Origin of the sequence: Maribacter spongiicola, assembly GCF_004364165.1 — a bacterium.
GTDB lineage: Bacteria > Bacteroidota > Bacteroidia > Flavobacteriales > Flavobacteriaceae > Maribacter > Maribacter spongiicola.
The window spans coordinates 629,578-652,764 of record NZ_SOAY01000010.1; the positions used below are offsets into that span (position 1 = coordinate 629,578).

Consider the following 23,187-nt stretch of genomic DNA (forward strand, 5'->3'; position numbering starts at 1 on the left):
AATTGAATAAGTTGGCAACGTTAAAAATTAACCGTTACTCCCATTTGTCTTGGACCGAAATTTAAATTCCAACTAACCATTTTCTTTTGGTTGTTGTATTTTTCATCATACCTTCTGTCTAGATATTTATCAATAGATTCTACAGTTGCAATACTAATGGCAAAAGCGAATACCATATCGCTTAAATAATGTTGGCCATCCCAAACACGAGAAATACCAGGAATTGCACCTAAGGTATAAATACCTGCTTTTACCCACGGATTTTTAAATTGTTTTCCAATTGCGTAAGCATTGGTAAAGGCAAGCAAGGCATGCCCAGATGGGAACGAATGAAAGTTTCTGCTTGAATTGAAAGGGTCGAATGTGTCTTTACCTAAATTAGCCAAAGGCCTTGCTCTACCTACTACAGATTTTAAAACTTGTTGTAGAAGTCCGGCAGAAGTGGCTGATGATATCAATAATACTCCTGTTCTTCGTAATTTTTCGTTTTTGGTAATTAAACCCACAGCATATACACCTGAAGTGGCAATGTAATTATTTTCAGGACTCCCATAAAGTTCCCCATAATCACGTATAAATTGTGGTACACCTTCTCTATTGTTTCTGATGAACCTTGATGTATCGTCGTCCACTAGATAAACCAAACCTGTACCCCCAACTACAGCACCGAATTGTGCCCATTGGTTACCTTGCCAATGAAACGGACTCGCATAAGAATGACCTACACCTCTAAACATGCTACTAACATCGTAGGTGAACATATTCCAACGTGTTTCTATAGAATCTTTAACGGAGTCTTGAGCGTTTAATGAAGTACAAAAGGTTATGCCTAAGAGGATTATTAGATTTTTCATATTACAAATTTAAAGTTATACCAGATTAAAATAGAATCAAATAGGTATTTTGTTTTGCTCCATAAGTCTTAGGATATGCTAAAAATACAGTTTCTGTGCCAATCGAAATGTATTCGCATGTGCTTCAACAATGATTTTAATGTCTGGCGAGTACCCACCGCCCATACTACATTGTACTGGTATATTTAAGTTGTGACAAGTAGTTAAGACAAACTCATCTCGTTTTTTACACCCTTCTAATGTCATACTAAGTGTGCCCAATTTGTCGCTCTCTAGAATGTCAACACCACAGAGGTAAAAGATAAAATCTGGCTTAACTTTAGCTATTAATTTGGGTAAATTATCCTTTAGTATAGAAAGATATGTTTCATCAGTTGTTCCTTTTGGCAGTGGAATATCTAAGTCTGAATGTTCTTTCTTAAAAGGATAATTACCTTCACCATGCATGGAAAATGTAAAGACGGCATCTTCATTTTGAAATATTTCTGCCGTTCCGTTTCCTTGATGCACATCTAAATCGACAATTAGAATCTTTTTTGCAAGACCTTTATTCAATAAGTACATAGCGCCAATTGCTTGGTCATTCAACATGCAAAATGCTTCGCCATGGTCGCTGTATGCATGATGTGTTCCGCCGGCAATGTTCATGGCAATTCCGAATTCTAAGGCAAAATCGCATCCTTTTATGGTTCCGTCGGCAATTATACGTTCGCGCCCTACTAAATCTTCCGAAAGGGGAAAACCTATTTTACGTGTCATTTTAGGAGAAATCATCATATTCAACAGATCGTAAAAATATTCAGGGTCGTGAACTGCTACAATATGTTTATCATTTGGTATTTCTGGTTCAAAGAAGTTTTCTTCGGTGCAAGTACCTTCATAAATTAATTGCTGCGGTAATAACTCATATTTTTCCATAGGAAAACGATGACCCTCTGGCAATGGATGTTTGTATATAGGGTGATTCGCTATTTTTAGCATCTGTTCAATTATTTATGCAGCTTCAGTTGAATACGTTTTCTTTGAACATCGACGTCTAAAACTTTTACAATAATCTGTTGATGTAAATGCACATGTTCGTTTACATCTTTTACGAATGAATCAGATAGGTTAGAAACATGAATTAGTCCACTTTCTTTAATTCCTACATCTACAAAACAACCGAAGTTGGTTATATTATTTACAATGCCAGGTAATAATTGCCCGCTATGTAAATCTGTAATCGATTTAATGGTTTGGTCAAAGGTAAATACTTTGGCTTTTTCTCGACGATCAAGACCTGGTTTTTCAAGCTCTGAGCGAATATCTTCTAAGGTAGGTAGCCCAACTTCATTGGTACAATACTTTTGAAGATCAATTTCTTTAAGTACTGTTTTGTTCCCAATCAGCGATAAAATTTCTGTCCCTTTATCTTTCGCCATCTGCTTGACTATACCATAACTTTCTGGGTGTACGGCAGAATCGTCAAGCGGATTTTTAGCATCTTTAATACGTAAGAAAGCTGCACCTTGCTCAAATGCTTTACCACCTAAACGCGGCACATCCATAATATCTTTTCGGCTTTTAAAAGCACCTTTCTCTTTTCTCTGAGCAACGATATTTTCTGCCAATTTAGGACCAATACCAGAAACATAACTTAACAATGGTACGCTAGCAGTATTGATGTTCACGCCTACAGAGTTCACACAACTTTCAACAACCGTATCAAGAGAGTTTTTTAACTTGCTCTGATCAACATCATGTTGGTATTGTCCAACACCAATAGACTTTGGGTCAATTTTTACCAGTTCGGCAAGTGGATCAGCCAAACGTCTGCCGATAGAAACGGCACCACGTACCGTAACATCGTAATTTGGGAATTCATCTCGCGCAATTTTAGAGGCGGAGTAAATAGATGCTCCGGCTTCACTGACTACAAACACTTCAACAGGATTATTGAAAATCACCTTCTTTACAACCTGCTCTGTTTCTCTAGATGCCGTACCGTTACCAATGGCTATAGCTTCTATCTTATAGGCATTTGCCAAAGAGGATAATTTTTTAATTGCTCCGCCAATATCATTTTGTGGTGCATGCGGATAAATAGTTTCGTTATGTACCAAATTACCTTGTGCATCTAGGCACACCACTTTGCAACCCGTTCTAAAACCTGGATCTATGGCGAGAATTCTTTTCTCACCTAAAGGAGCTCCCAATAATAATTGTCTAAGATTATTAGAAAACACACCAATGGCATCATCATCTGCTTTTTCTTTTGCAGCTTTTAGTAATTCGTTGGATAAAGATGGAAACAATAATCTTTTGTAAGCATCTGCAATTGCCAATTCAATTTGTTGTCCGCATAAATTGTTCGTTTTTATAATTCTGTTTTCAATTCGGTCTAACAAGCGTTCGTCATCCAGCTCAATTTTTACACGGATGAATTTTTCGGATTCTGCACGTAAAATGGCTAATAATCGGTGTGACGGACATTTGTTCAACGGCTCGCTCCAATCAAAATAATCTCGGAATTTCTGCGCCTTTTCATCATCCTTTTTAGTGGCTATTACTTTGGTGCTAATAATGGCAAATCGCGCTAATTGAGATCTGATGGAACTTCTTATATCTGTACGTTCATTAATCCACTCAGAAATAATATGGCGCGCGCCTTCTAAGGCATCAACTTCATTTTCTACCTCCTTGCTAAGGTATTTAGAGGCTGTAAACTCGATATCATCATTACGTTGCGCCATAATGATTTTTGCCAATGGCTCTAATCCGTTTTTACGCGCAACTTCAGCTTTTGTTTTTTTACTTTTTTTGAATGGCAGGTATAAATCTTCTAACTGGGTAAGGTCTTCAGAATTCTCAAACTTTTGTTTTAGCTCAGCTGTTAATACGCCTTGTTCATCAACAGCTTTTATAATAGCTTTTTTACGCTTTTCTAATGTTTCAAATTGTTCTTTAAACTGAACGATTGCACCAACTTGTACTTCATCTAAATTACCCGTTCTTTCTTTACGATATCTTGATATAAAAGGTATGGTGCAATCAGCATTTAAAAGCTCAATAGTATTTTGAATTCCCTTCTCAGGTAGCTGGGTATATTTAAGTATGTAGGGCAGTAATTGCATGTAAAATCGTTTAGAACTTTTAAAAATACCCATTATTAGGTATTGAAATCAAGCAGTGGAAGGTATTTGTGTAGATTTTAATATTCTTTCTTTAATTTTTTCACGGTATACCGATGACCTTGTAAAACCGAATAGCATAATTACGAATATAACAAGGTCTACTTAAAAGTAAAAAGCCTTGGTGAATATTCACCAAGGCTTCTCTAATTAATTAAAATTATTTTCTAGTTGATTCCTTCGCCATTACCAACACTATCCTCATCTGGGTTTACAAACACCAATTTTCCATTGGCATTTTCAGTCATTAGAATCATACCTTCACTATCTACACCACGTAAAGCTCGTGGTGCTAGGTTGACCAATACTGTTACTTTCTTACCTACAATTTCTTCAGGAGAAAAGCTTTCTGCTATACCAGAAACTATGGTTCTAACATCTAAGCCAGTATCTACTTTTAGAACTAAAAGCTTTTTAGCTTTTGCCATTTTTTCAGCTTCGATAATAGTGCCAACACGCATATCTAGTTTTGAAAAATCATCGAATGTTATGGTATCTTTTTGTGGCATTAGTTTTTTGTTTTCGTTTTGGTTCGCTTTTTTGGTAGCTTCTAATTTATCAAGTTGAGCTTGAATCTCAGTGTCCTCAATTTTTCTAAATAATAGCTCGGCTTGGTTTATTTGATGTTCAGATTGTAATAAAGCTTCTTTTGTTGAAACATCATTCCAATTTAGACCATCACCTGCGCTTGAATCGATATTTAGTATATTCTTAAGCTTGTTAGATGTAAACGGTAAAAATGGTTCGCTTAAAACAGCTAAACCTGCTGCTATTTGTAAGGCAACGTTCATAATAGTTTTCACACGTTCTTCATCAACCTTAATCACCTTCCAAGGTTCTGCATCGGCTAGGTATTTATTACCTAAACGAGCAAGATTCATTAATTCTTGACCAGCTTCTCTAAAACGGTAGCGTTCTATAGAGCTTGATACAATCTCTGGAAATTTGCTAAGTTGTTCAAGTGTCTCTGTATCTACTTCGGTTAAGCTTACTGTAGCGGGTACTTTACCATCGTAATATTTATTGGTCAATACCACGACTCTGTTAATGAAATTACCTAAAATAGCTACTAGTTCATTATTGTTTCGTGCTTGGAAATCTTTCCAAGTGAAATCATTATCCTTTGTTTCTGGTGCATTTGCCGTTAATGTGTAACGCAGAGAATCTTGCATTTCAGGAAAATCTACTAAGTATTCATGCAACCAAACTGCCCAGTTTTTAGAAGTAGACAGTTTGTTTCCTTCTAAATTCAAGAATTCGTTTGCCGGTACATTTTCAGGTAAAATATAGCTTCCTTCTGCCTTTAACATAGATGGGAAAATGATACAGTGAAATACAATATTATCCTTCCCTATGAAGTGTACTAGTTTGGTGTTTTCATCTTTCCAATACGGTTCCCAATCTTTTCCTTCACGGGCAGCCCATTCTTTGGTAGATGAGATATATCCGATAGGTGCATCAAACCAAACATAAAGAACTTTTCCTTCTCCGCCTTCAACGGGTACCGGAATTCCCCAATCTAAATCTCTGGTTACCGCTCTTGGTTCCAAGCCACCATCGATCCATGATTTACATTGTCCGTATACATTAGGCTTCCAATCGTCTTTATGTCCTTTTAAAATCCAATCTTTTAAAAAATCCTCATATCTATCCAAAGGTAAAAACCAGTGTTTGGTTTCTTTGGTGGTAGGTACAGTACCTGTGATAGTCGATTTCGGATTTATTAAATCCGTAGCATTTAAACTTGACCCGCAATTTTCACATTGATCTCCGTACGCCTCTTCATTACCACATTTTGGGCAGGTGCCAATTACAAAACGATCAGCTAAAAATTGCTGTGCTTCTTCATCATACAACTGGGCAGTAGTTTCCTCAATAAAATCTCCTTTGTCATAAAGATTTATAAAGAATTCTGATGCCGTTTCATGATGAACCTGTGCAGAGGTTCTCGAATAATTGTCGAAGGTTATACCGAAATCGACAAAAGACTGCTTAATTATTGCATGGTACTTATCAATAATATCTTTCGGGGTAACGCCCTCTTTTTTTGCTTTCATTGAAATGGCTACGCCATGTTCATCGCTACCACAAACAAAGGCAACGTCTTTACCTGTTAATCTTAGGTAACGAGCATAAATATCTGCTGGTACGTAAACGCCTGCTAAATGACCAATATGTATTGGACCATTTGTGTATGGTAAAGCAGCAGTAATCGTATATCTAGAGGGTGTTTTAATATCGGACATCAAAATAAATTAAGCTACAAAAATACTGAATTTGAAGGGAGAATAACTAATTACTTCGCAATTGTAGCTTGTTCTAAATTGTAATTTGGGTCAATATTTTAATGAAATTTAATGCAAAACCGGTTTACGCGAGTGAAAAATATACTAAAACGGTTTAAAATCTGTTATATTGTAAGAAAAAACCTATTTATTAACTAAATCATATAAAGATATGGGTGTTGGTAATTCAAAAAAGCTAAAGCTTGATGAAAGCCTTGAGAAATTTAATGAAGGATTAAAAGATACACAAACAAGTAAAGAAGATGTTGTGCGGCTTTATAAAGACAAGAACCATAGAGTGAAAAAAGAACTAAGATTTGAGTCTAAAATGAACAGTTCTAAATTAGTATAATTAAAAAGCCCTATTCAAATAATTGAATAGGGCTTTTTACATTTGGGAAACAGATTAAGCTACCATCACTGATTTACTCATTTTTTGGTTTTGTACATTAATACGATAAATGTATTTACCTGTTGATAGCTGTTCGGGCATGCGCTCTCGTATATTTATTTCTGCAGAACCTTCAAACATCATTTCATTAAAAACGGTGCCGACTTTCTGACCTAGAATATTAAAAAGTTCAATATCTACATGTGCCGAAAATGGCATCTCTAAGTAGATATGTGGTGTACTATCCGTTGGATAAAAAGGTTTGTGAACAACGGCATTCAATAAATCTGGGTTAAAGGGAGTCTCTGCTTGTTCATCAGGGTATACAGGTGGTGTTACTTCACCATCGCTATATACAATGTCAGGGAAAGCTTCTCCACTACAGCTAAAACCTAAATCTACCGGTACATACGGTTTGTAGTTCAATAAATGAGCTTCTACCAATGGTACGTCTACACAAAGCCATTCTGCAAGAACAGTGGCGTATAGATCTCTAAAATCCATCGTATATTCTAGATTTCCTCGTCCATCTGGATCGTCCAAAGTTGGGTGATCACCTACAAAAGCACTACCATTTAAACCTGATCCAAAGAATAAGGTCGGTGTTGCTTTACCATGATCAGTACCATTTGATCCATTTTCAAAAATTCGTCTACCGAATTCAGAAAAGGTCATACTCAAAACCTTGTCATCTTGTTGTGTAAAGGCAATATCTTCATAGAAGTTGTTCACGGCTACAGATAAATTCGTCATTAACCTAGCATGTGCCTGTGGTTGATTACCATGGGTATCAAAACCACCCATTGAAATCATGTATACTTTAGTGCCTAAGTTTCCTTTTATCAGCCTTGCGATAAGCGCCAATTGACGAGCAAAGCCATTGTCTTGATATTCTACTTGATTTTGCCCAAGTGTGTAGGCATCGTGTATAATGCCAGAATATTCATATGTTGTATTGGCAACACCTCTTAAAAATTTCAATTGGTCACCGTACATACAATTATTAAATAAGGTGTCATCCAAACCATAAACAACTCCAGATTCGGCGATTTCTTCTAATTGATCTATGTTAGAAGTTACGAATGCATAATTTGTTTCATCACCTTGAAAAACTAAACTACCAAACTGACCTATTTGTATGGCAGCTGGTGCGGCTGGGGGATTTACCAAGTAATCTGGATATATGTTTTCAAAGTGTCTACCCATCCATCCGGTATTTAAACCGCTGAATCCTGTAGTTTCTATATCTGTATTTGCAAAAATATCTGAACCTGTAAAATGAGATAAACTTTGACCTTCATAACCTACTCCATGTACGGCCTTAAACTGCCCTTGATCCCACATTGGAGCCAAAGAGTTCATATAAGATGGTACGCCAAATTCATCGGTCAATTTTAAAACTTTACTTTCTGGTACATAGATATTAGGTCTAGCATTGGCATAACTGTCATATTGTTGAAGTGGTATAACCGTACTTAACCCGTCATTACCGCCCGAAAGGCGAATAAGTATTAAAATATTATCTGTTTCGGCAGCTGAAATGCCCGCCGATAATGGCGATGGGGCAGAAGCAGATAACATATTTGCACCTAGCATCATTGAGCCCGAGCCCGCAATGCCCATTGCTTGTAAAAAAGAGCGTCTGCTCCATGTTTTATGTTCTTCATCATGACCTTCATGTTGTAGGCCTTTAAATGGGGAGTGGTGTGTATTGCACATAAGAGTAGGTGTTATTTTAATTGAAACTCAGGTTGTCTAGCTAAATATTGATACAGAAGATATACTTGAAACGGACCCTGTTGCCATGTGGCCAACGTCCATGATTCTTGATTACCACCTTGGTAGTAAACATCTTCTACGTCACTTCTAAAAATCGCAAATGCCTTTGCATATTCTTCTTCATTTAGAAGTCCCTTAGTTAAAACGAAATCGATTATAAGTCTAGCAACCTCGTCGGGGTTTGAACTTGTTAAACCTGCATTACCCGATATTTCTAGTCCGAAGGTTCTAAACTGTTCATTATCGGCCATATAGAATTCTTCTAATATGCTTTCAATGGTAAGCCATCGCCCGATCATAAAATTTGTATTGATCCAAGATCTGTCTCGTTGCCAACCGGCAACATCAAAAGGGTCGAATATTTCTTGGCTTAATAACGCACTATAATTAACCATTTCGGCAACATTAGTGTCGGTATAAATAAAGCCAGATTCGTTTAAGGTATTGAAATAGAAATCAACCGGACTCTTTATAATTACCCCAATAGCTTCGTCGTCGAAAAAGTGCTGACTCTTAAATAAAAGTCTTAACACTGGTGCTATTTCAAAGTTATTGGTAACGAATGTCGCTGCTAAACCATCGATGATCATTTGAGCATTGTTCGCATCGTCTTTAGAATCTGGGTGCACGAAAAACTCATATAATTTACGGCAAATGTATTCTGCAATTTCGGGTGCTCTTTGTTCAAAAAGAATGTTGATAACATCGTCATATCCCCAATTACCGGTTTGGCCCAATATGGTTTTTGATCCAGCGTCATGTTTTGTAGCATCAAAGGCTACAGCAGAACAACCTACTTCGCCACGTTCTACATAACCACTTAAGGCTTTTGCTGTTTCAATGATATCTTCTTCAGTATACCCGTTACCTTCACCTAAAGTAAATAGCTCATAGAGTTCACGAGCATAATTTTCATTAGGGTTGTTACCATTATTGTACACACCATCTAAGTAGTATAACATGGCATTGGTTAAACCAATTTCACTAGTAAAGGTTTTAAAATTACCTAAAGAGTTGCGTTGAAGGCAGTCTATATATTGGTATAAAAACGAATTACAGTTATATACCTCTAATTCAGTGACAAAATGATTACTCCAGAAAAAACTCAGTCTTTCTCTTAAATTATTATTTAAAAGACTATTCGCATATTCGAGTTGAAATGCATTTTTTTGTTCTCGCTTTAGTTGGTCGCTTGCGTCGCTATCTGCTGGGTAGTTGTCGTTGTTCCAATTTGCCCATACAGGTGTGGCTATTTGTGGCATGCTTAAAGCTTCATCTACCAAACTATCTACCAATGCACCGGCAGATTGACCGGTTGCTTGATTAATAGTTTCTACTGAGGCGCTAAAACCTAATCGGCGGTATAGATGAGATGCTCTGAGCTGATCTAAATTAGCTGTATACGGAGCAAGAGTAGAAGTATTACAATTAATGAAATATTCCATATTCTTAAATAGGCATTTGTATTACGTTCGTAGAGTTGGGGCTTCTATGATAAACGTTTCGAAATTTGGTATAGTATTTAAAACTATCTATTTTCGATAATCAGTTTTCAAATAACGAGATTTATTGATAAAACGGCGTCGAAATCCCAATATTTTCGATGAATTACACAATCTGCGAACTATATCATGGGAAAACACAATGAATTTGGTAAAGAAGGTGAAGAGATAGCCGTTAATTATCTTAAAAAAAATGGGTATGTCATAAAGTATAAAAACTATAGATACCTAAAAGCTGAGATAGATATTATTGCCAGAAAAGGTGATACGTTGGCCATTGTTGAGGTTAGATCTCGAAGCTCAAATTTCATAGAGAATATTGCAGAAACCGTTACACCTAAAAAAATTAAGCTGTTAGTAATTGCTGCCGACCATTATGTTACCGATAACAACCTCGATGTTGAGGTACGTTTTGATATCATAACCATTCTTAAAAATAAGAGCCAATTCGAGCTAGAACATTTAGAATCTGCCTTTTATCACTTCTGAACAATCTACTGTTTTGGTAGATTTATTTAAAAACATTTTGTTTTATTTGTAACAAGTTGTTATATTTGCACAACAACCAAGCAGTAAAATGAAAACAATATCATCAGTAGTTGAAGAGTATATTAAGAAAAAACCTTTTTTACAAAGTGCTCTGGCACAGGGTATCATCAACTTAACATCGTTATCTAGGATCGTAAAACCTGAGATCGAACATGAATTAGGTAAAGATATTCGTAACGGTGCTATTGTAATGGCTTTAAAGCGTCTATCTGATGATTTAGAATTTAGAGCTACCCATAAAATTCTGAAGGTGTTGAAGAATATTGGTGAGATAACCGTTAGATCTTCACTTACAGATTATACTTTTTTAGCTTCAGATAAAATATTGGTACACCAAGCTAAGTTGCTTGAAGAGATCAATAATAACCAAGATGTTTTTTATACCTCTAGCCGTGGTGTAAATGAAATCAACATTGTAATTAGCAATGTGATGGATAAAACCGTAGAGCGACTGTTTAAAGATGAAAAATGTACTCAAAAAGCGGAGGAACTTTCATCGATTACTGTAAAATTACCTGCAGAAAATGTTTCTGTACCTGGTATATACTACTTTATCTTTCAAAGACTCGCTTGGGAAGGCATTGTTCTTTACGAAGTCATCTCAACGACCAATGAATTTACAATTCTAGTAAACGATGATCAGGTAGATATTGCCTTTAAAACAATAAAGGATTTAAAAGCGCTTTAGTTTTCTAAAAATTCTACAACTTCTTTATCAGACTCTGGTTTAGCTAGAAAACGTTTCTCACTATCCAAAATAAAATAGGTAGGTGTACTTTGTATGCCAAAGGTATTTGCGTAGTCACTTTCCCATCTACCTAATGCTATTGCATGATTAAAATTTGGTAATGTTGAAGAAACTTCTTTCCAGTTTACGTCATCATCTTCTAAACCGATAGCAATAATTTTAAGGTTATCGAAATCTTTTAATTCTTTATGTAAAGCCGGTAGTTCTTTTAAACAGTGAGAACATGTGCTGCTCCAAAAAACAAGCAAGTAATTCTCGGCTTTTTCCATGGTTAATAGCGAGTGTTTTTTTCCTTTTGCTACCCAAGTAATATCAGGAGAAATTGCTCCAATTCTTAGGCGAGATGCCAATTCAATTTCATCGACCAGTTTTTGATTATTATTGGTCTGCGCCAATTTTTTTAAATAATTTTTAAATATATAATCTTGGACCGTGCCCATATCATTAGCTTCTGCAATTTTCCATAATTGGTGCATTGCCTTTTCTTGAAAGCCAATTGGTGTTTTAGTAATAAATTCAGCAGTAGTCTTAACGTTTTTAGCTACTTCACTTTCTAATATGTCTTTAGTAGAAATATCAGCAGGAAGTGCTGAGAAAACATAGGCAGCGAATTTGTCAGTCAAAAAATTAGAACCTTGTAAAATAGGATCAGTACTATTTAAGTTGTCGAAATGATGCTGCTTTTTATGTTTTAAAAAAGTTTCTAGATTTTCGAACTTCTCAGGAATATAGCTTCTGTTCGCTTTAATGAATCTATGGGCAATAGTGGCAGCATGTTTTTCTTCAAAAGAGGCTTGTATTGTAGTTATCTCTTTAATAATACCAGTGTAAGCTTTATTTGGTTCATTTTGGGTTTCATAAAATTCTATCAGCTTGTCTTGCGCGGCGGTAATTTTAGAAAAATATTCATGGTACCATTTATTTTCGTCAGAATTGGTAATTGTTAATCCGTTTTCAAGATCGAAATTGAATTTTACATCTTCTTTTTTATCATAAATAACATCGATATAAAATTCATCTTGCGGTACTGCATAAACTAAGCGGTACATACCTGCTTGGGCAGTAGCTGGCATTTCTAATGTAAAGGAACCATCTTTTACAGCGGTATCGGCAATATAACGTTCACCATTTGGTGTCAATTGGTAGGCGATTAACCATTTGAAATCTTTTGGAGGTGAAAAATTACCAGAAATAGAACCTTGTGCCTGTATACTTAAGCAAGTAAAAAGAAGAAAAAAACTAATGAGAACTTTCATGATTTTGTAAAGACAATTATCGGACCATTATTGATAGTAACATACTAAGAAAGTAAATATTCTATTTTTGAGAATCCTTTATTGATTATTAATGTATGAAGAATACTTTTTAAGGAATAAAAGTAATAATCAAGCGGCAATTGTGAGCTGTAATTTTGAAAAGCTTATGAAAACTCCTTTTCAATTTTCATGTGACCAAGGGCTTCAGCAATTTTTTGCAGTTCCTTTTCATGAACAAAACCATCAGAAATTGCTACTTCTTCTAAAACATTGGATAATACTTTCTTTTTTTCTAAGGACATCAAGTTTAGAATTTTGTAGGCTTTTGCTTTGTCTAGGTTACGAGCTTGACCAACAAAGAAACTATCAAAAGAAAAGCGATCCATTAATTCTGTCAGGTATCGCATCTCGGCAGGATCCACTTTGCTATCAGCTAGAATAACATAGTCAACCATTTTTACAACGGCTAATTTTTCTTCTTTTGTAAATTCTATCATACTAGCCATTACTCTGTTTCTTCTCCTAATCCAATATTAATAAAAGTGTCAATAATTAGGTCCATTTCTTTTTTATGAATAGCGCCATCGGCAATAGCAACTTCTTCAAGAATATCGGCAAGGGCTTTCTTTTGATCGTGTGGTAAATTGTAAAGTGTAACAATTGCATTGTCATAATCTAACAAATTTGCACGCTCTAAAAATGCATCGTCAAAACCAATGACGCTTTTTAGTTTGTTCAAAGTTTCTAGTTCGGCCGGGTGTATTTTACCGTCTGCCTCTATTACTTCATAAATCATTTTTACAAAGGCTGCTTTTACAAACTCTTCAAACTCCATTATCTTTATTTTGGAGTTGAAAGATAAGAAAAACGGTTATACTTTTTAATATAGTTGTGTAAGGAGTTTTACAACATTATCAAAAGTTACGAGTAATAGCAGTTTACATGTGCCAGGCTAAGATAATTGCTATTGTGAATTTTATATTTATTATGCTTTTTTAGAGAGCCCTATTTCAGTGAAGACATGTTGTATAACATCACTTTCTTTTTCATGAATATAACCATCAGATATGGCTACATCTTTTAATATTTGGGCCAGTTTACTTTTCTTATTCTCAGGCATTTCTTTTAAGATATGTACACTTTGTTCTAAATCGATGTTACGTGCCTGAATTAAAAAATTACTATCAAAATCGATGATGTCCATTAATTTCGCCAAAGCATTGATTTCGCCATTATGTACTTCTCCATCGGCTACAATGACCGAATCGATTAAATGTACCATGGCCAACTTTTCTGAAATATCAAACTCCATATTATGCAATTGTTTTTTCTTTTGTTTCAAATGGCTTTAATGCCAAATAGGCCCTGTCGGTAGATCTTATGTTTTCGAAAACCAGTAATAACCGTAATCCGTTTCGGGTCTTTTTTTCTTTTATTTTACACTGCTGGGCATGAGATTGTACATATTGTAAAACTCTAGTAAATGTTGAAGTTTGATAAAATGCAGATTGTTGATCACTTATAAAGTATCCGATCATTTTACCTTGCTTCATTACAATTTTCTCTAAACCGATGCTATTTGCAATCCATTTTATACGTACCGAGTTGAGTAAATCTGCCGCCTGATCTGGTAGTTCGCCGAAACGATCTACTAATTGTGCTTCAAATTTTTGAAGCGCAGCTTCGTCTCTTACCTGATTCAGCTCTGTATATAACGTTAACCTTTCGGTAATATTATTAATATAATCGTCAGGAAAAAGTAATTCAAAGTCAGCATCTATCTGTGTTTCCTTAACGAACACCTTCTCATGCTTGCCTTCAACCTCTTCATAAAGGTCTTTAAATTCGTTTTCTTTTAATTCATCGATTGCTTCAGCTAATATTTTCTGATAGGTTTCAAAACCGATTTCATTAATGAAGCCGCTTTGTTCACCACCTAGTAAATCGCCAGCACCACGAATCTCTAAATCTTTCATCGCAATATTGAACCCGCTACCTAATTCCGTAAACTGTGCCAAAGCTTCTATACGTTTACGTGCGTCATTGGTCATTGATTCGTAAGGGGGAGTAATAAAATAACAGAATGCCTTTTTATTACCACGACCTACACGACCACGCATTTGGTGCAGATCGCTCAAACCAAAATTATTGGCGTTATTAATGAAAATGGTGTTGGCATTGGTAACATCTAAGCCACTCTCAACAATAGTTGTTGATACCAAAACATCAAATTCACTATTCATGAAACCAAGCATTAAAGCTTCTAGTTTCTTGCCATCCATTTGACCGTGACCCACTGCTACTTTTGCATCGGGCACTAATCTTTGGATCATACCGGCAACTTCCTTAATGTTTTCAATACGATTGTGAATAAAGAATACCTGTCCGCCACGCTCTATTTCATAACTAACGGCATCTCGTATAATTTCTTCATTAAAGCGTACAACCTGACTTTCAATAGGATATCTATTTGGTGGTGCAGTTGTAATGGTTGATAAATCTCGGGCAGCCATCAAACTAAATTGGAGTGTTCGCGGTATTGGCGTTGCTGTTAATGTAAGTACATCTACATTTTCTTTGATAGATTTTAATTTGTCTTTTACCGCTACTCCAAATTTTTGCTCCTCATCAACAATTAATAACCCTAGATCTTTAAATTGAACTTTTTTGTTCACCAATTGGTGGGTGCCAATAATGATATCGACCTTGCCTTCGCCTAATCGCTGAATGGTTTCTTTTTTCTCTTTCGCTGTTCTAAACCTATTCAAGTAATCTACCGTTACCGGCATATCTTTTAATCGTTCTGCAAAAGTACGATGGTGTTGAAATGCCAATATAGTGGTAGGCACTAAAACGGCTACTTGTTTGCCATTATCAACGGCTTTGAATGCTGCACGAATTGCAATTTCTGTTTTTCCGAATCCTACATCACCACAGATTAAACGATCCATAGGTCGCTCACTTTCCATGTCTCTTTTTACATCTTCGGTAGCGGTACTTTGATCGGGCGTATCTTCGTATATAAACGAAGCCTCTAATTCATTCTGCAAATAACTATCTGGGTTATACTGAAATCCCTTTTCTAACCTTCGCTTTGCATATATTTTAATAAGGTTAAACGCGATTTTCTTAACGCGCGATTTGGTCTTTTCCTTGATTTTTTTCCAAGCACCAGAACCCAATTTGTAAATTTTTGGTGGTGCACCATCCTTACCATTGAACTTTGAAATTTTGTGAAGAGAGTGTATGCTAACGTATAAAATATCACGCTCACCATACATTAATTTTATGGCTTCTTGCTTTTTGCCTTCAACATCAATTTTTTGTAATCCGCCGAATTTACCTATACCATGATCAATATGGGTAACGTAATCACCAATTTCAAGTTTATTTAATTCCTTTAAAGTAATTGCCTGCTTTTTTGCATAACCGTTCTTTAAATGGAATTTGTGGTAACGTTCAAAAATTTGATGATCGGTATAACAAACCAATTTTTGGTCATCGTCTATAAAGCCTTGAAATAGCGGAGAAACAATAATTTGATAATGTACATGTTCGTTAACCTCTTCGAAAATATCATGAAAACGCTTGGCTTGCTGTTCACTGGCACAAAAGATATAATTGGTGTAGCCCTTGTCTTTATAACTATTTAAATTCTCAATTAATAAATCGAACTTCTTATTAAAAGAAGGTTGTGGTTTAGAGTGGAATTCGACTAAGTCGATAGCATCTCTTTTTGCATCTTGGGTTAAAAGTGTAAAGCCAGATAGTTGTTGTCTAAATTCTTCGCCGCCCATAAATAACTCTTCGGGTTCGGCATGCTTAATGTCTTTTGATAATTTTGTAAAAGCTTCTTTTGCCTTTTCAAAAAAATCATCTAATCTATCGTATAAATAGTCGGTATTTTTAGCAAAAACCAGTGTATTTGATGCCACGTAGGTCAAAAAACTCTGCCTTTTATCAATCAGAAACTTATCGGCCATGTTTGGCACAATGGTAATTGATTTCACCTTTTCTTTCGATAGTTGTGTTTCTACATCAAAGGTTCTAATGCTGTCTATTTCATCGCCAAAAAACTCTATTCTGTAAGGCTCGTCATGTGAGAAAGAATATACATCTACAATACCACCACGAACCGAAAACTCGCCTGGTTCGGTAATGAAATCTACTCGTTTGAATTTGTATTCGAATAAAACTTCATTTAAAAAATCTAAAGAAAGTGTGTCCCCTAATTTCATTTTTAGGGTATTCTTGTCTAACTCTTTTCTGGTGACTACTTTTTCGAAAAGTGCATCGGGGTAAGTGACTATTACCGCTGGTTTTTTTCTAGAGTTGATTCTGTTTAAAACCTCGGCACGTAGAAGTACGTTGGCATTATCTGTTTCTTCTATTTGATAAGGTCTTCTGTAACTGCCTGGGTAGAAAAGTACCTTGTCTTCGCCAATAAGGCGTTCTAGGTCATTTAAATAATAGGCAGCTTCTTCCTTGTCATTAAAAATCGCCAAGAATGGTCGGTCTTCTGCATTGAATATACTGGTAAGCACAAATGAAAGTGATGACCCTACAAGACCTTTTAATTGAATGTTTTGGGATCCTGATTTTTCAGAATCGGCAATAGTATTTTGCAGTTTCCCTATCTGGGGAGACTGATTATACCGTTGTTGGATAGAAGAATGACTCAACAGTTTAAAATTTTTACAAATATAAGCATACCTAAGAAATGGATACGACTCATTATTATCGAATATGGGTTACAGTTTGCTTCTAAAAAGTTGCACCTTGGAGTATTGTAGAAAAAGTAAAGAGATATGGAAGATCATGAGTTTGATGTTTTTGTAATAGGAAGTGGAATTGCCGGACAAACGGTCGCTAAAGCCTGTGCTGAAAAGGGGTTGAAAGTTGCCATTACCGATAATCGTGAATTCGGGGGTACTTGTGCAAATAGAGGTTGTGATCCTAAGAAAATATTACTTAGTGCAATAGAAGCATACGAGTTGAGTACTAACTTGAAAGGAAAAGGTATTAGCAAGGCTGCGAAAATCGATTGGAAGCAATTACAAAAGTTCAAACGAAATTTCACCGCAAATATACCCGCATCTACAGAACATAATTTGGCGGAACTGGGAATTACGTTATTCCATCAATCTCCCGCGTTTTTAGACGAGAATACCTTATTGGTGGAAGGAAAGAAGGTCGTTGCCAAGAAAATTGTAATTGCCACAGGTTTAGTGCCACGAACTTTAACAATGCCTGGAGCAAAACATTTTAAGGAGAGTGATGATTTTTTAAATCTAAAAAAGCTGCCAAAGAAAATTGTTTTTGTTGGTGGAGGATATATTGGGATGGAGTTTGCGCATATGGCAGCAAGAGCTGGTGCCGAAGTAACGGTAATAGATACAGGTAAAAGACCTTTGCATGCTTTTGATGCCGATTTGGTAAACGAACTTAGAAAGTACTCTAAGTCTTTAGGGATAAATTTCATTTTTGAGGCTACACCAAAGGCATTGAAAAAGAAACGAAAAAAACTCATCCTAACCTACGAGATAAAAGGGAAGGAGCACACTATTGAAGCTGGAGCATTTTTTAATACCGCTGGTCGTGTACCCTCGTTGGTAGGTTTAGATTTAGAAAAGGGAAAAGTTGACTTTAACGAGAAAGGTGTAGAGACCAATACTTATTTGCAGAGTATTAGCAACCCAAATGTTTATGCTTGTGGCGATGTATCAGATAAGAACTTACCACTGACTCCGCTTTCTGGTAGACAAGGTTATGTTGTTGCAGAAAATATTATAAATGGAAATGATAAAGTATTAGAGGTTCCTGTAATACCATCTGTAGTATTTACTTCTCCTAACTTGGCTACGGTCGGGTATTCTGAAGAAGAAGCGCGTAGCCGTTATAAAAATATAAGAGTGAATTTTGAGGTTGCAACCAACTGGTTTAATGCAAAGCGAATAAATGCACCGTTGTATGCGTACAAAATAATTATGAACGATAGAACCGGAGAGATTGTTGGTGCGCATCTACTAGGGCCTGATGCTGGTGAAACCATTAATATATTAACAATGGCAATCAATAATAAAATGACTGATTGCGAAATAAAATCTACTATATTTTCTTATCCGTCTTGGGGTAATGATATAAAAAGTATGGTTTAAGACTTTTCTTGCAAATATTCTTGTAGCTTTTTAAACGGACTAGTTTCTCGGTTTTTGAATGCATGAAAGGCAATGGCAATAAAAAGGATAATTGTGCCGGTCATTGCTGCGTATGCAATGTAAATATTTGATTCATTATGTCGTACATAAATAGCAAATAATGCCCAAATGCCTACAAGGGCGAATTCGCGCATATTCCTTTTCCAAATCATTAGTAAATTAATGATAGTAGCTGCTACAATCATATTTATCGTCCAGGCTTGTTCTGATAATACTCCGCCGTTCCAATCTAGTTTACTTAAAAAAGCAGATATGTTTGCGATAGTAGCAACAGATATCCATCCGCTGTAAAAGCAAATGGGCCACCAAACAAATGCGATGACCGATATTGGTGCATCCCAACGCTCCATATTGGTATTTAGAATGATTTTTATCAATGAAAGCAATATTCCGAACATGATAACCACTGAAAGTCCGGTGTAATTGTACATAAAAGCAATTACCCAGCAACAGTTTAAAACATTTGCTAAGGCAAACCAATACCCAGTTTGTTCAATAAATATACTTGGCTTATCACTAAAAAATGCTCTTTTTACTTGAAAAATACCATATGCGAGTAATCCTAAAAAGATTATACCCCAAATTGCAAAAGCATATGCTGCGGGAGTAAACAAATTTGCATACTGTGCACTCATCTCACCAATAGTAGTATCGTTAAGTGAGAAGGCTTGTGAAATATAATTGACCAAAATGACCAGAAGCACAGATGCTAAATTGAGGACGGATAGTTTCTTTTTCATAATGGTAAAACTATAATTGATATCTTATAAAGTTATGCTCTTTAGCACATTAAACGAACTATTTTCGGTAATTACGCCTCTTTTTTACCTCTTTTATAGGAACAGGAAGTACTGCATCGCCTAAAAGGGCATAAATCTCACAACCATCACAAGGTTCTAAAGTATAAGTGCCAGTAAACTCACCAAATGCCGGTACTATCATTTGATGTTCTGTTTTGTAAAAACAAGGTAGTCGAACAGATTGTCTCCCTAGTCCGCTAAGCTTAATTGCAGGATGTATATGTCCTGAAAAATTAAATAAACCATCTCGTTCTTCTGGGTGATGGGTTAAAAGGAAGGATTCTAAAATTAATTCAGGAATGACTTTAATATTCAATTCTTCATATTTCAGCGGAGAAATGATATCGTGGTTACCGCTTACTAAAATGATTTCATGCGTAGTAGCTTGCACCCATTTTTCAAAAAGAAGCCATTCTGTGTTTAAGGCGGAGTGAAATAAATCGCCTAAAAAAACTACCGATTCTGGCTTAAAATGATTCACTACTGCAGTCAATGCATCAAAATTTTGCTGAACGGCTTGTTGTGGTACGGCAGCACCATATTTTCTAAAATGCGATACCTTGCCCAAATGCACATCACTAATTAATAGCATTGATTTCTCTACCCAAAATAAGGCTCCAGAAAAGTGCATTTCAAAAGTTTGATCACGAAGGGTAATGGAATGGGTCATTGATGCAAAATTACGAGAAAGTCCCAATTTAAAAATCATTTAGACATCAAGAATAAAAATTCCCCATTTGGGGGTTAGGGGGCAAGGTTTTTTATTTCTTCATCAACAATGCAGCCATTTTTTTAATTCGGTCAGCTAATTTTTCACTAGATAGTTTTTCGCGTCCCACACGTTCTGTAATCAAAGGGAAAGAAAATGGTGTGGGTTGCTCGCACGCTTTCCAAACAATTTCTTGTGTGGCAATACGCTCTAATGAAAGTCGTAGACGACCTTCTTCTAACTGGTGTTCAAAAGTCTCGGTAAATGCTTGCTGAAATAATAAGTTATCTGGTTCGTAATCTCTAAAAACATCGAATAATAACTGAGAACTGCTTTGTAGATGCTTCATTTTAATACCTTTTTTAGGGTATCCGGTAAATACCATGCCGCTGATAATAGCAACATCCCTAAAACGGCGACGTGCCATTTCGGTTGCATTTAAGCTTTTCTGTAAATCATCCAACATAAAATTGGTGGTGAACAAATCGTTATCCAGCACTTGTTGAATATCTATGGGTTGATCTGATAGTAGCTCAAAACCGTAATCGTTAAACGCCAATGAAAAAGTAATAGGGGAGAGCAAGCTAATGCGATACCCTAGCAAGCTGCCCATTGCCTCATGTACAAAACGACCTTCAAAAGGATAAAAGAGTTGATGGTACCCGTCGCGAGTTTTAAAGGTTTCAATTAGAAATTCTGATGGTTTGGGTACAATGCTATCTCTTCGTTGTCGGTCAAAAAGAGGTTTCAAAGCTCGTATTTCTGCAGATTGATTTTTAATTGGCTCGCTAGAACTATACAGTTCATTTCTTAATAACTCAGACATTTGGGCGGATAGGGTGAGTCGACTTCCCATCCAGCTAGAAATTTTGTTGGTTTTTTTATTCGAGTTCTTCACTTGAACCGTCATTTCTTTTATCCGAATAAATTCTAGATTTCTACCAGCAAACGTAAACACATCACCTCTGTTCAATTTTGAAATAAAGAACTCTTCAATAGAACCTATATATCCGCCTTTTTGATACTTGACGGCTAAATTGACATCGCCAACTATGGTGCCTATTTGAAAACGGTGTCGCATTGCCACGCCTCTGTTATTTACCTTAAATTTGCCATCTTCTTCTATCTCTACTTTTTTGTACTCGTCATAGCTCTGTAAACTCTGACTGCCCATAACCAAAAAGTTCAGTAGCCATTGCCATTTTTCTTCGGTAAGCGCTTGATAGCAAAAAGTCTGTTTTATTTCTTGATATATTTCTTTGGGGTAGAATCCGTCTGAAATTGCCAATGTGGTCAGGTATTGTAATAGCACATCGTAACTGTTAAGGTAGGGCAAGCGATCTTCGACTGTATGCTGCTTTACTGCTTTTTGTAATGCAGAAGCCTCAATAAGTTCAATGGCGTGTGTTGGTAGAAAATAAATAACACTTTCTTTACCTGGTCGGTGACCGCTACGCCCTGCACGTTGTAAAAAACGGGCAACACCTTTTGGTCCGCCAATTTGAACAACAGTTTCAACGGGAGCAAAATCAACACCCAAATCTAAACTTGAGGTGCAAACCACCGCCTTTAGTTGTTCATTACGAATGGCATTTTCAACCCAAACCCGTGTTTCTTTATTTATACTACCATGGTGCATTGCCATTTCACCGGCATATTCAGGGTGCTTCTCTAGAATTTTCTGAAACCATATTTCGCACTGACTTCTGGTATTCGTAAATAGTAAAGTAGTTTTACTGTTATTAATAATTGGTACTACTTCTTCCAATAAATGAAGCCCCAAATGACCACGCCATGGGAAGGTTTCCATCTTTTTAGGAATGATACTTTTTACCGTAATCTTCTTATTGATATTCGCTTTAATGAGGGTGGAATTGTCAAGTGCTTGTGACTCTATGCCCAATAGAACATCTCGTGCTTGCTCTAAATTACCTATGGTGGCAGAAATTCCCCAAATGCGTAATTGCGGCGATACATTTTTTAAGCGAGATAATGCAAGTTCCATTTGAACTCCACGCTTGGTGCCTAAAATCTCATGCCATTCATCAACCACAATGGCAGAACAATCTTTAAAAATTTTCTCATAGCCTTTGGTGGCTAGTAATAGTTGCAAGCTTTCGGGAGTGGTAATCAACAAATCGGGCATATTCTTTTTTTGCTGTGCCCGTTCTTTGGTGGAAGTGTCGCCAGAGCGAATACCAACGGTCATTTGTGTGCCTAAATCTAAGGTAATACGTTCTGCAGATTGTTTAATTTCTTGGGATAAAGCACGTAGGGGAGTAATCCAAATAGCTTTTAATCCCTTTTTGTGTTTGGCCTTATAATCAGGATTGTTTTTTATGTAATTCAACACAATAGGAAACCACAATGCATAGGTTTTCCCACTGCCTGTAGGTGCATTTAGGAGTCCGTTTTTACCTTTCAAAAAAGCCTTCCAAGTATCTTTTTGGAATTTAAATGGTTTCCAATCTTGTTCTTGAAACCAATTTTCGGCGATATCGTAAAGTTCTTGTCTTGTTGTCATTGCGAGCGAAGCGAAGCAATCTGTTTAATTTATTCTTGAATTTTATTTTTTGTTCCGAAGCTGAAAATTATCGTCTATCCAATTAATGGAAAGATCACCTCATTCAGGATTGATTGAGTTTATTAACTCTTCCTTTTTTTTCCGATTGCCAGCTTTTAATCTCAATTCTTTTTTAAATGCATCTTCCACATTTTCAAATTCTTCAAAATAAACTAGAATATCGCAATTGTATTTCTTGGTGAAAGCATTTGGATATATTTTGTTTTTATGTTCATTCATTCTTCTTTTAATGTCATCTGTAGCTCCAACATAAAGAACTGTTTTATTTTTATTGGTTGTTATGTAGACATATCCTTTCATTTTATTTAGGCTAGTGAAATCAACAGATTTAAATTAACTATT

General features: G+C 36.0%; 19 protein-coding genes. 4 read left to right on the top strand and 15 right to left on the bottom strand.

Annotation, left to right across the window (positions count from 1 at the left end; all coding sequences use genetic code 11):
* Window positions 1-20: 20 nt before the first annotated feature.
* The 4 genes from CLV90_RS03350 to metG all read right to left on the bottom strand — a co-directional run bounded on the left by CLV90_RS03350 (window position 21) and on the right by metG (window position 6,270).
* Window positions 21-854: a phosphatase PAP2 family protein gene (locus tag CLV90_RS03350; RefSeq protein ID WP_133686093.1), complete on the bottom strand. Its 834-nt coding sequence runs from the start codon at window positions 852-854 to the stop codon at window positions 21-23.
* A 78-nt stretch (window positions 855-932) separates the two neighbouring features.
* On the bottom strand, window positions 933-1,835 hold the full coding sequence (locus CLV90_RS03355) for a histone deacetylase family protein (protein WP_133686094.1): 903 nt from the start codon (window positions 1,833-1,835) through the stop codon (window positions 933-935).
* An 8-nt stretch (window positions 1,836-1,843) separates the two neighbouring features.
* Window positions 1,844-3,967, bottom strand: coding sequence for a Tex family protein (locus CLV90_RS03360; protein ID WP_133686095.1), 2,124 nt, complete (start codon window positions 3,965-3,967; stop codon window positions 1,844-1,846).
* A 224-nt stretch (window positions 3,968-4,191) separates the two neighbouring features.
* Entirely contained in the window at window positions 4,192-6,270 is a 2,079-nt protein-coding gene (metG, locus tag CLV90_RS03365; RefSeq protein WP_133686096.1) for a methionine--tRNA ligase, read from the bottom strand.
* 211 nt (window positions 6,271-6,481) lie between these two features.
* On the opposite strand from metG, the gene CLV90_RS03370 reads away from it, so the two are divergent.
* Entirely contained in the window at window positions 6,482-6,661 is a 180-nt protein-coding gene (locus CLV90_RS03370; RefSeq protein WP_133686097.1) for a hypothetical protein, read from the top strand.
* Window positions 6,662-6,715: 54 nt separating this feature from the next.
* Here the strand turns inward: CLV90_RS03370 and CLV90_RS03375 are convergent, their stop codons facing one another.
* Together CLV90_RS03375 and CLV90_RS03380 are read right to left on the bottom strand one after the other, a co-directional pair.
* Complete coding sequence (locus CLV90_RS03375; RefSeq protein WP_133686098.1) at window positions 6,716-8,419, bottom strand: DUF1501 domain-containing protein; 1,704 nt, start codon at window positions 8,417-8,419, stop codon at window positions 6,716-6,718.
* 11 nt (window positions 8,420-8,430) lie between these two features.
* Window positions 8,431-9,924: a DUF1800 domain-containing protein gene (locus tag CLV90_RS03380; protein WP_133686099.1), complete on the bottom strand. Its 1,494-nt coding sequence runs from the start codon at window positions 9,922-9,924 to the stop codon at window positions 8,431-8,433.
* Window positions 9,925-10,110: 186 nt separating this feature from the next.
* On the opposite strand from CLV90_RS03380, the gene CLV90_RS03385 reads away from it, so the two are divergent.
* Window positions 10,111-10,470, top strand: coding sequence for a YraN family protein (locus CLV90_RS03385; RefSeq protein WP_133686100.1), 360 nt, complete (start codon window positions 10,111-10,113; stop codon window positions 10,468-10,470).
* Window positions 10,471-10,558: 88 nt separating this feature from the next.
* Window positions 10,559-11,218, top strand: a complete 660-nt coding sequence (locus CLV90_RS03390) for an aspartate kinase (RefSeq protein WP_133686101.1) — start codon at window positions 10,559-10,561, stop codon at window positions 11,216-11,218.
* Here CLV90_RS03390 and CLV90_RS03395 read toward each other — a convergent pair.
* The 5 genes from CLV90_RS03395 to mfd form a co-directional block, all read right to left on the bottom strand.
* Entirely contained in the window at window positions 11,215-12,534 is a 1,320-nt protein-coding gene (locus CLV90_RS03395) for a TlpA family protein disulfide reductase (protein ID WP_133686102.1), read from the bottom strand. The two genes, CLV90_RS03390 and CLV90_RS03395, sit on opposite strands and share 4 nt — an antisense overlap.
* Window positions 12,535-12,698: 164 nt before the next feature.
* Window positions 12,699-13,031, bottom strand: coding sequence for a tellurite resistance TerB family protein (locus tag CLV90_RS03400; protein WP_133686103.1), 333 nt, complete (start codon window positions 13,029-13,031; stop codon window positions 12,699-12,701).
* Between the two features lie 8 nt (window positions 13,032-13,039).
* A complete protein-coding gene (locus CLV90_RS03405) occupies window positions 13,040-13,369 on the bottom strand; it encodes a hypothetical protein (protein ID WP_133686104.1) in 330 nt (109 codons plus the stop codon).
* Window positions 13,370-13,519: 150 nt separating this feature from the next.
* Window positions 13,520-13,846, bottom strand: a complete 327-nt coding sequence (locus CLV90_RS03410; protein WP_133686105.1) for a TerB family tellurite resistance protein — start codon at window positions 13,844-13,846, stop codon at window positions 13,520-13,522.
* Window position 13,847: 1 nt separating this feature from the next.
* A complete protein-coding gene (gene mfd, locus CLV90_RS03415; RefSeq protein ID WP_133686106.1) occupies window positions 13,848-17,216 on the bottom strand; it encodes a transcription-repair coupling factor in 3,369 nt (1,122 codons plus the stop codon).
* A gap of 126 nt (window positions 17,217-17,342) precedes the next feature.
* Between mfd and CLV90_RS03420 the strand changes: the two genes are divergently transcribed.
* Window positions 17,343-18,692 (top strand): dihydrolipoyl dehydrogenase family protein, encoded by a 1,350-nt coding sequence (locus tag CLV90_RS03420; RefSeq protein WP_133686107.1) that lies wholly within the window; start codon window positions 17,343-17,345, stop codon window positions 18,690-18,692.
* On the opposite strand, the gene CLV90_RS03425 is transcribed toward CLV90_RS03420, so the two are convergent.
* From CLV90_RS03425 to CLV90_RS03440, 4 genes are all read right to left on the bottom strand, one after another.
* The gene (locus CLV90_RS03425; RefSeq protein WP_133686108.1) at window positions 18,689-19,492 is read right to left on the bottom strand and encodes a tryptophan-rich sensory protein; all 804 of its coding nucleotides are present in this window, start codon (window positions 19,490-19,492) and stop codon (window positions 18,689-18,691) included. The genes CLV90_RS03420 and CLV90_RS03425 overlap by 4 nt on opposite strands.
* Before the next feature lie 58 nt (window positions 19,493-19,550).
* Window positions 19,551-20,261: a ligase-associated DNA damage response endonuclease PdeM gene (pdeM, locus tag CLV90_RS03430; protein WP_341777676.1), complete on the bottom strand. Its 711-nt coding sequence runs from the start codon at window positions 20,259-20,261 to the stop codon at window positions 19,551-19,553.
* Window positions 20,262-20,313: 52 nt separating this feature from the next.
* Window positions 20,314-22,785, bottom strand: coding sequence for a ligase-associated DNA damage response DEXH box helicase (locus CLV90_RS03435; protein WP_133686109.1), 2,472 nt, complete (start codon window positions 22,783-22,785; stop codon window positions 20,314-20,316).
* A gap of 99 nt (window positions 22,786-22,884) precedes the next feature.
* Window positions 22,885-23,145: a GIY-YIG nuclease family protein gene (locus tag CLV90_RS03440; RefSeq protein WP_133686110.1), complete on the bottom strand. Its 261-nt coding sequence runs from the start codon at window positions 23,143-23,145 to the stop codon at window positions 22,885-22,887.
* Window positions 23,146-23,187: the final 42 nt, after the last annotated feature.

Bases quoted from the DNA above. Each gene is read 5' to 3' on its own strand.
- CLV90_RS03355 (WP_133686094.1), bottom strand. From the start codon at position 1,835: ATGCTAAAAATAGCGAATCACCCTATATACAAACATCCATTGCCAGAG.
- CLV90_RS03395 (WP_133686102.1), bottom strand. From the start codon at position 12,534: ATGAAAGTTCTCATTAGTTTTTTTCTTCTTTTTACTTGCTTAAGTATA.
- CLV90_RS03425 (WP_133686108.1), bottom strand. From the start codon at position 19,492: ATGAAAAAGAAACTATCCGTCCTCAATTTAGCATCTGTGCTTCTGGTC.
- CLV90_RS03420 (WP_133686107.1), top strand. From the start codon at position 17,343: ATGGAAGATCATGAGTTTGATGTTTTTGTAATAGGAAGTGGAATTGCC.
- metG (WP_133686096.1), bottom strand. From the start codon at position 6,270: ATGTCCGATATTAAAACACCCTCTAGATATACGATTACTGCTGCTTTA.
- CLV90_RS03375 (WP_133686098.1), bottom strand. From the start codon at position 8,419: ATGTGCAATACACACCACTCCCCATTTAAAGGCCTACAACATGAAGGT.
- CLV90_RS03390 (WP_133686101.1), top strand. From the start codon at position 10,559: ATGAAAACAATATCATCAGTAGTTGAAGAGTATATTAAGAAAAAACCT.
- pdeM (WP_341777676.1), bottom strand. From the start codon at position 20,261: ATGATTTTTAAATTGGGACTTTCTCGTAATTTTGCATCAATGACCCAT.
- CLV90_RS03370 (WP_133686097.1), top strand. From the start codon at position 6,482: ATGGGTGTTGGTAATTCAAAAAAGCTAAAGCTTGATGAAAGCCTTGAG.
- CLV90_RS03435 (WP_133686109.1), bottom strand. From the start codon at position 22,785: ATGACAACAAGACAAGAACTTTACGATATCGCCGAAAATTGGTTTCAA.
- CLV90_RS03360 (WP_133686095.1), bottom strand. From the start codon at position 3,967: ATGCAATTACTGCCCTACATACTTAAATATACCCAGCTACCTGAGAAG.
- CLV90_RS03350 (WP_133686093.1), bottom strand. From the start codon at position 854: ATGAAAAATCTAATAATCCTCTTAGGCATAACCTTTTGTACTTCATTA.
- CLV90_RS03405 (WP_133686104.1), bottom strand. From the start codon at position 13,369: ATGGAGTTTGAAGAGTTTGTAAAAGCAGCCTTTGTAAAAATGATTTAT.
- CLV90_RS03385 (WP_133686100.1), top strand. From the start codon at position 10,111: ATGGGAAAACACAATGAATTTGGTAAAGAAGGTGAAGAGATAGCCGTT.
- CLV90_RS03410 (WP_133686105.1), bottom strand. From the start codon at position 13,846: ATGGAGTTTGATATTTCAGAAAAGTTGGCCATGGTACATTTAATCGAT.
- CLV90_RS03440 (WP_133686110.1), bottom strand. From the start codon at position 23,145: ATGAAAGGATATGTCTACATAACAACCAATAAAAATAAAACAGTTCTT.
- CLV90_RS03380 (WP_133686099.1), bottom strand. From the start codon at position 9,924: ATGGAATATTTCATTAATTGTAATACTTCTACTCTTGCTCCGTATACA.
- CLV90_RS03400 (WP_133686103.1), bottom strand. From the start codon at position 13,031: ATGATAGAATTTACAAAAGAAGAAAAATTAGCCGTTGTAAAAATGGTT.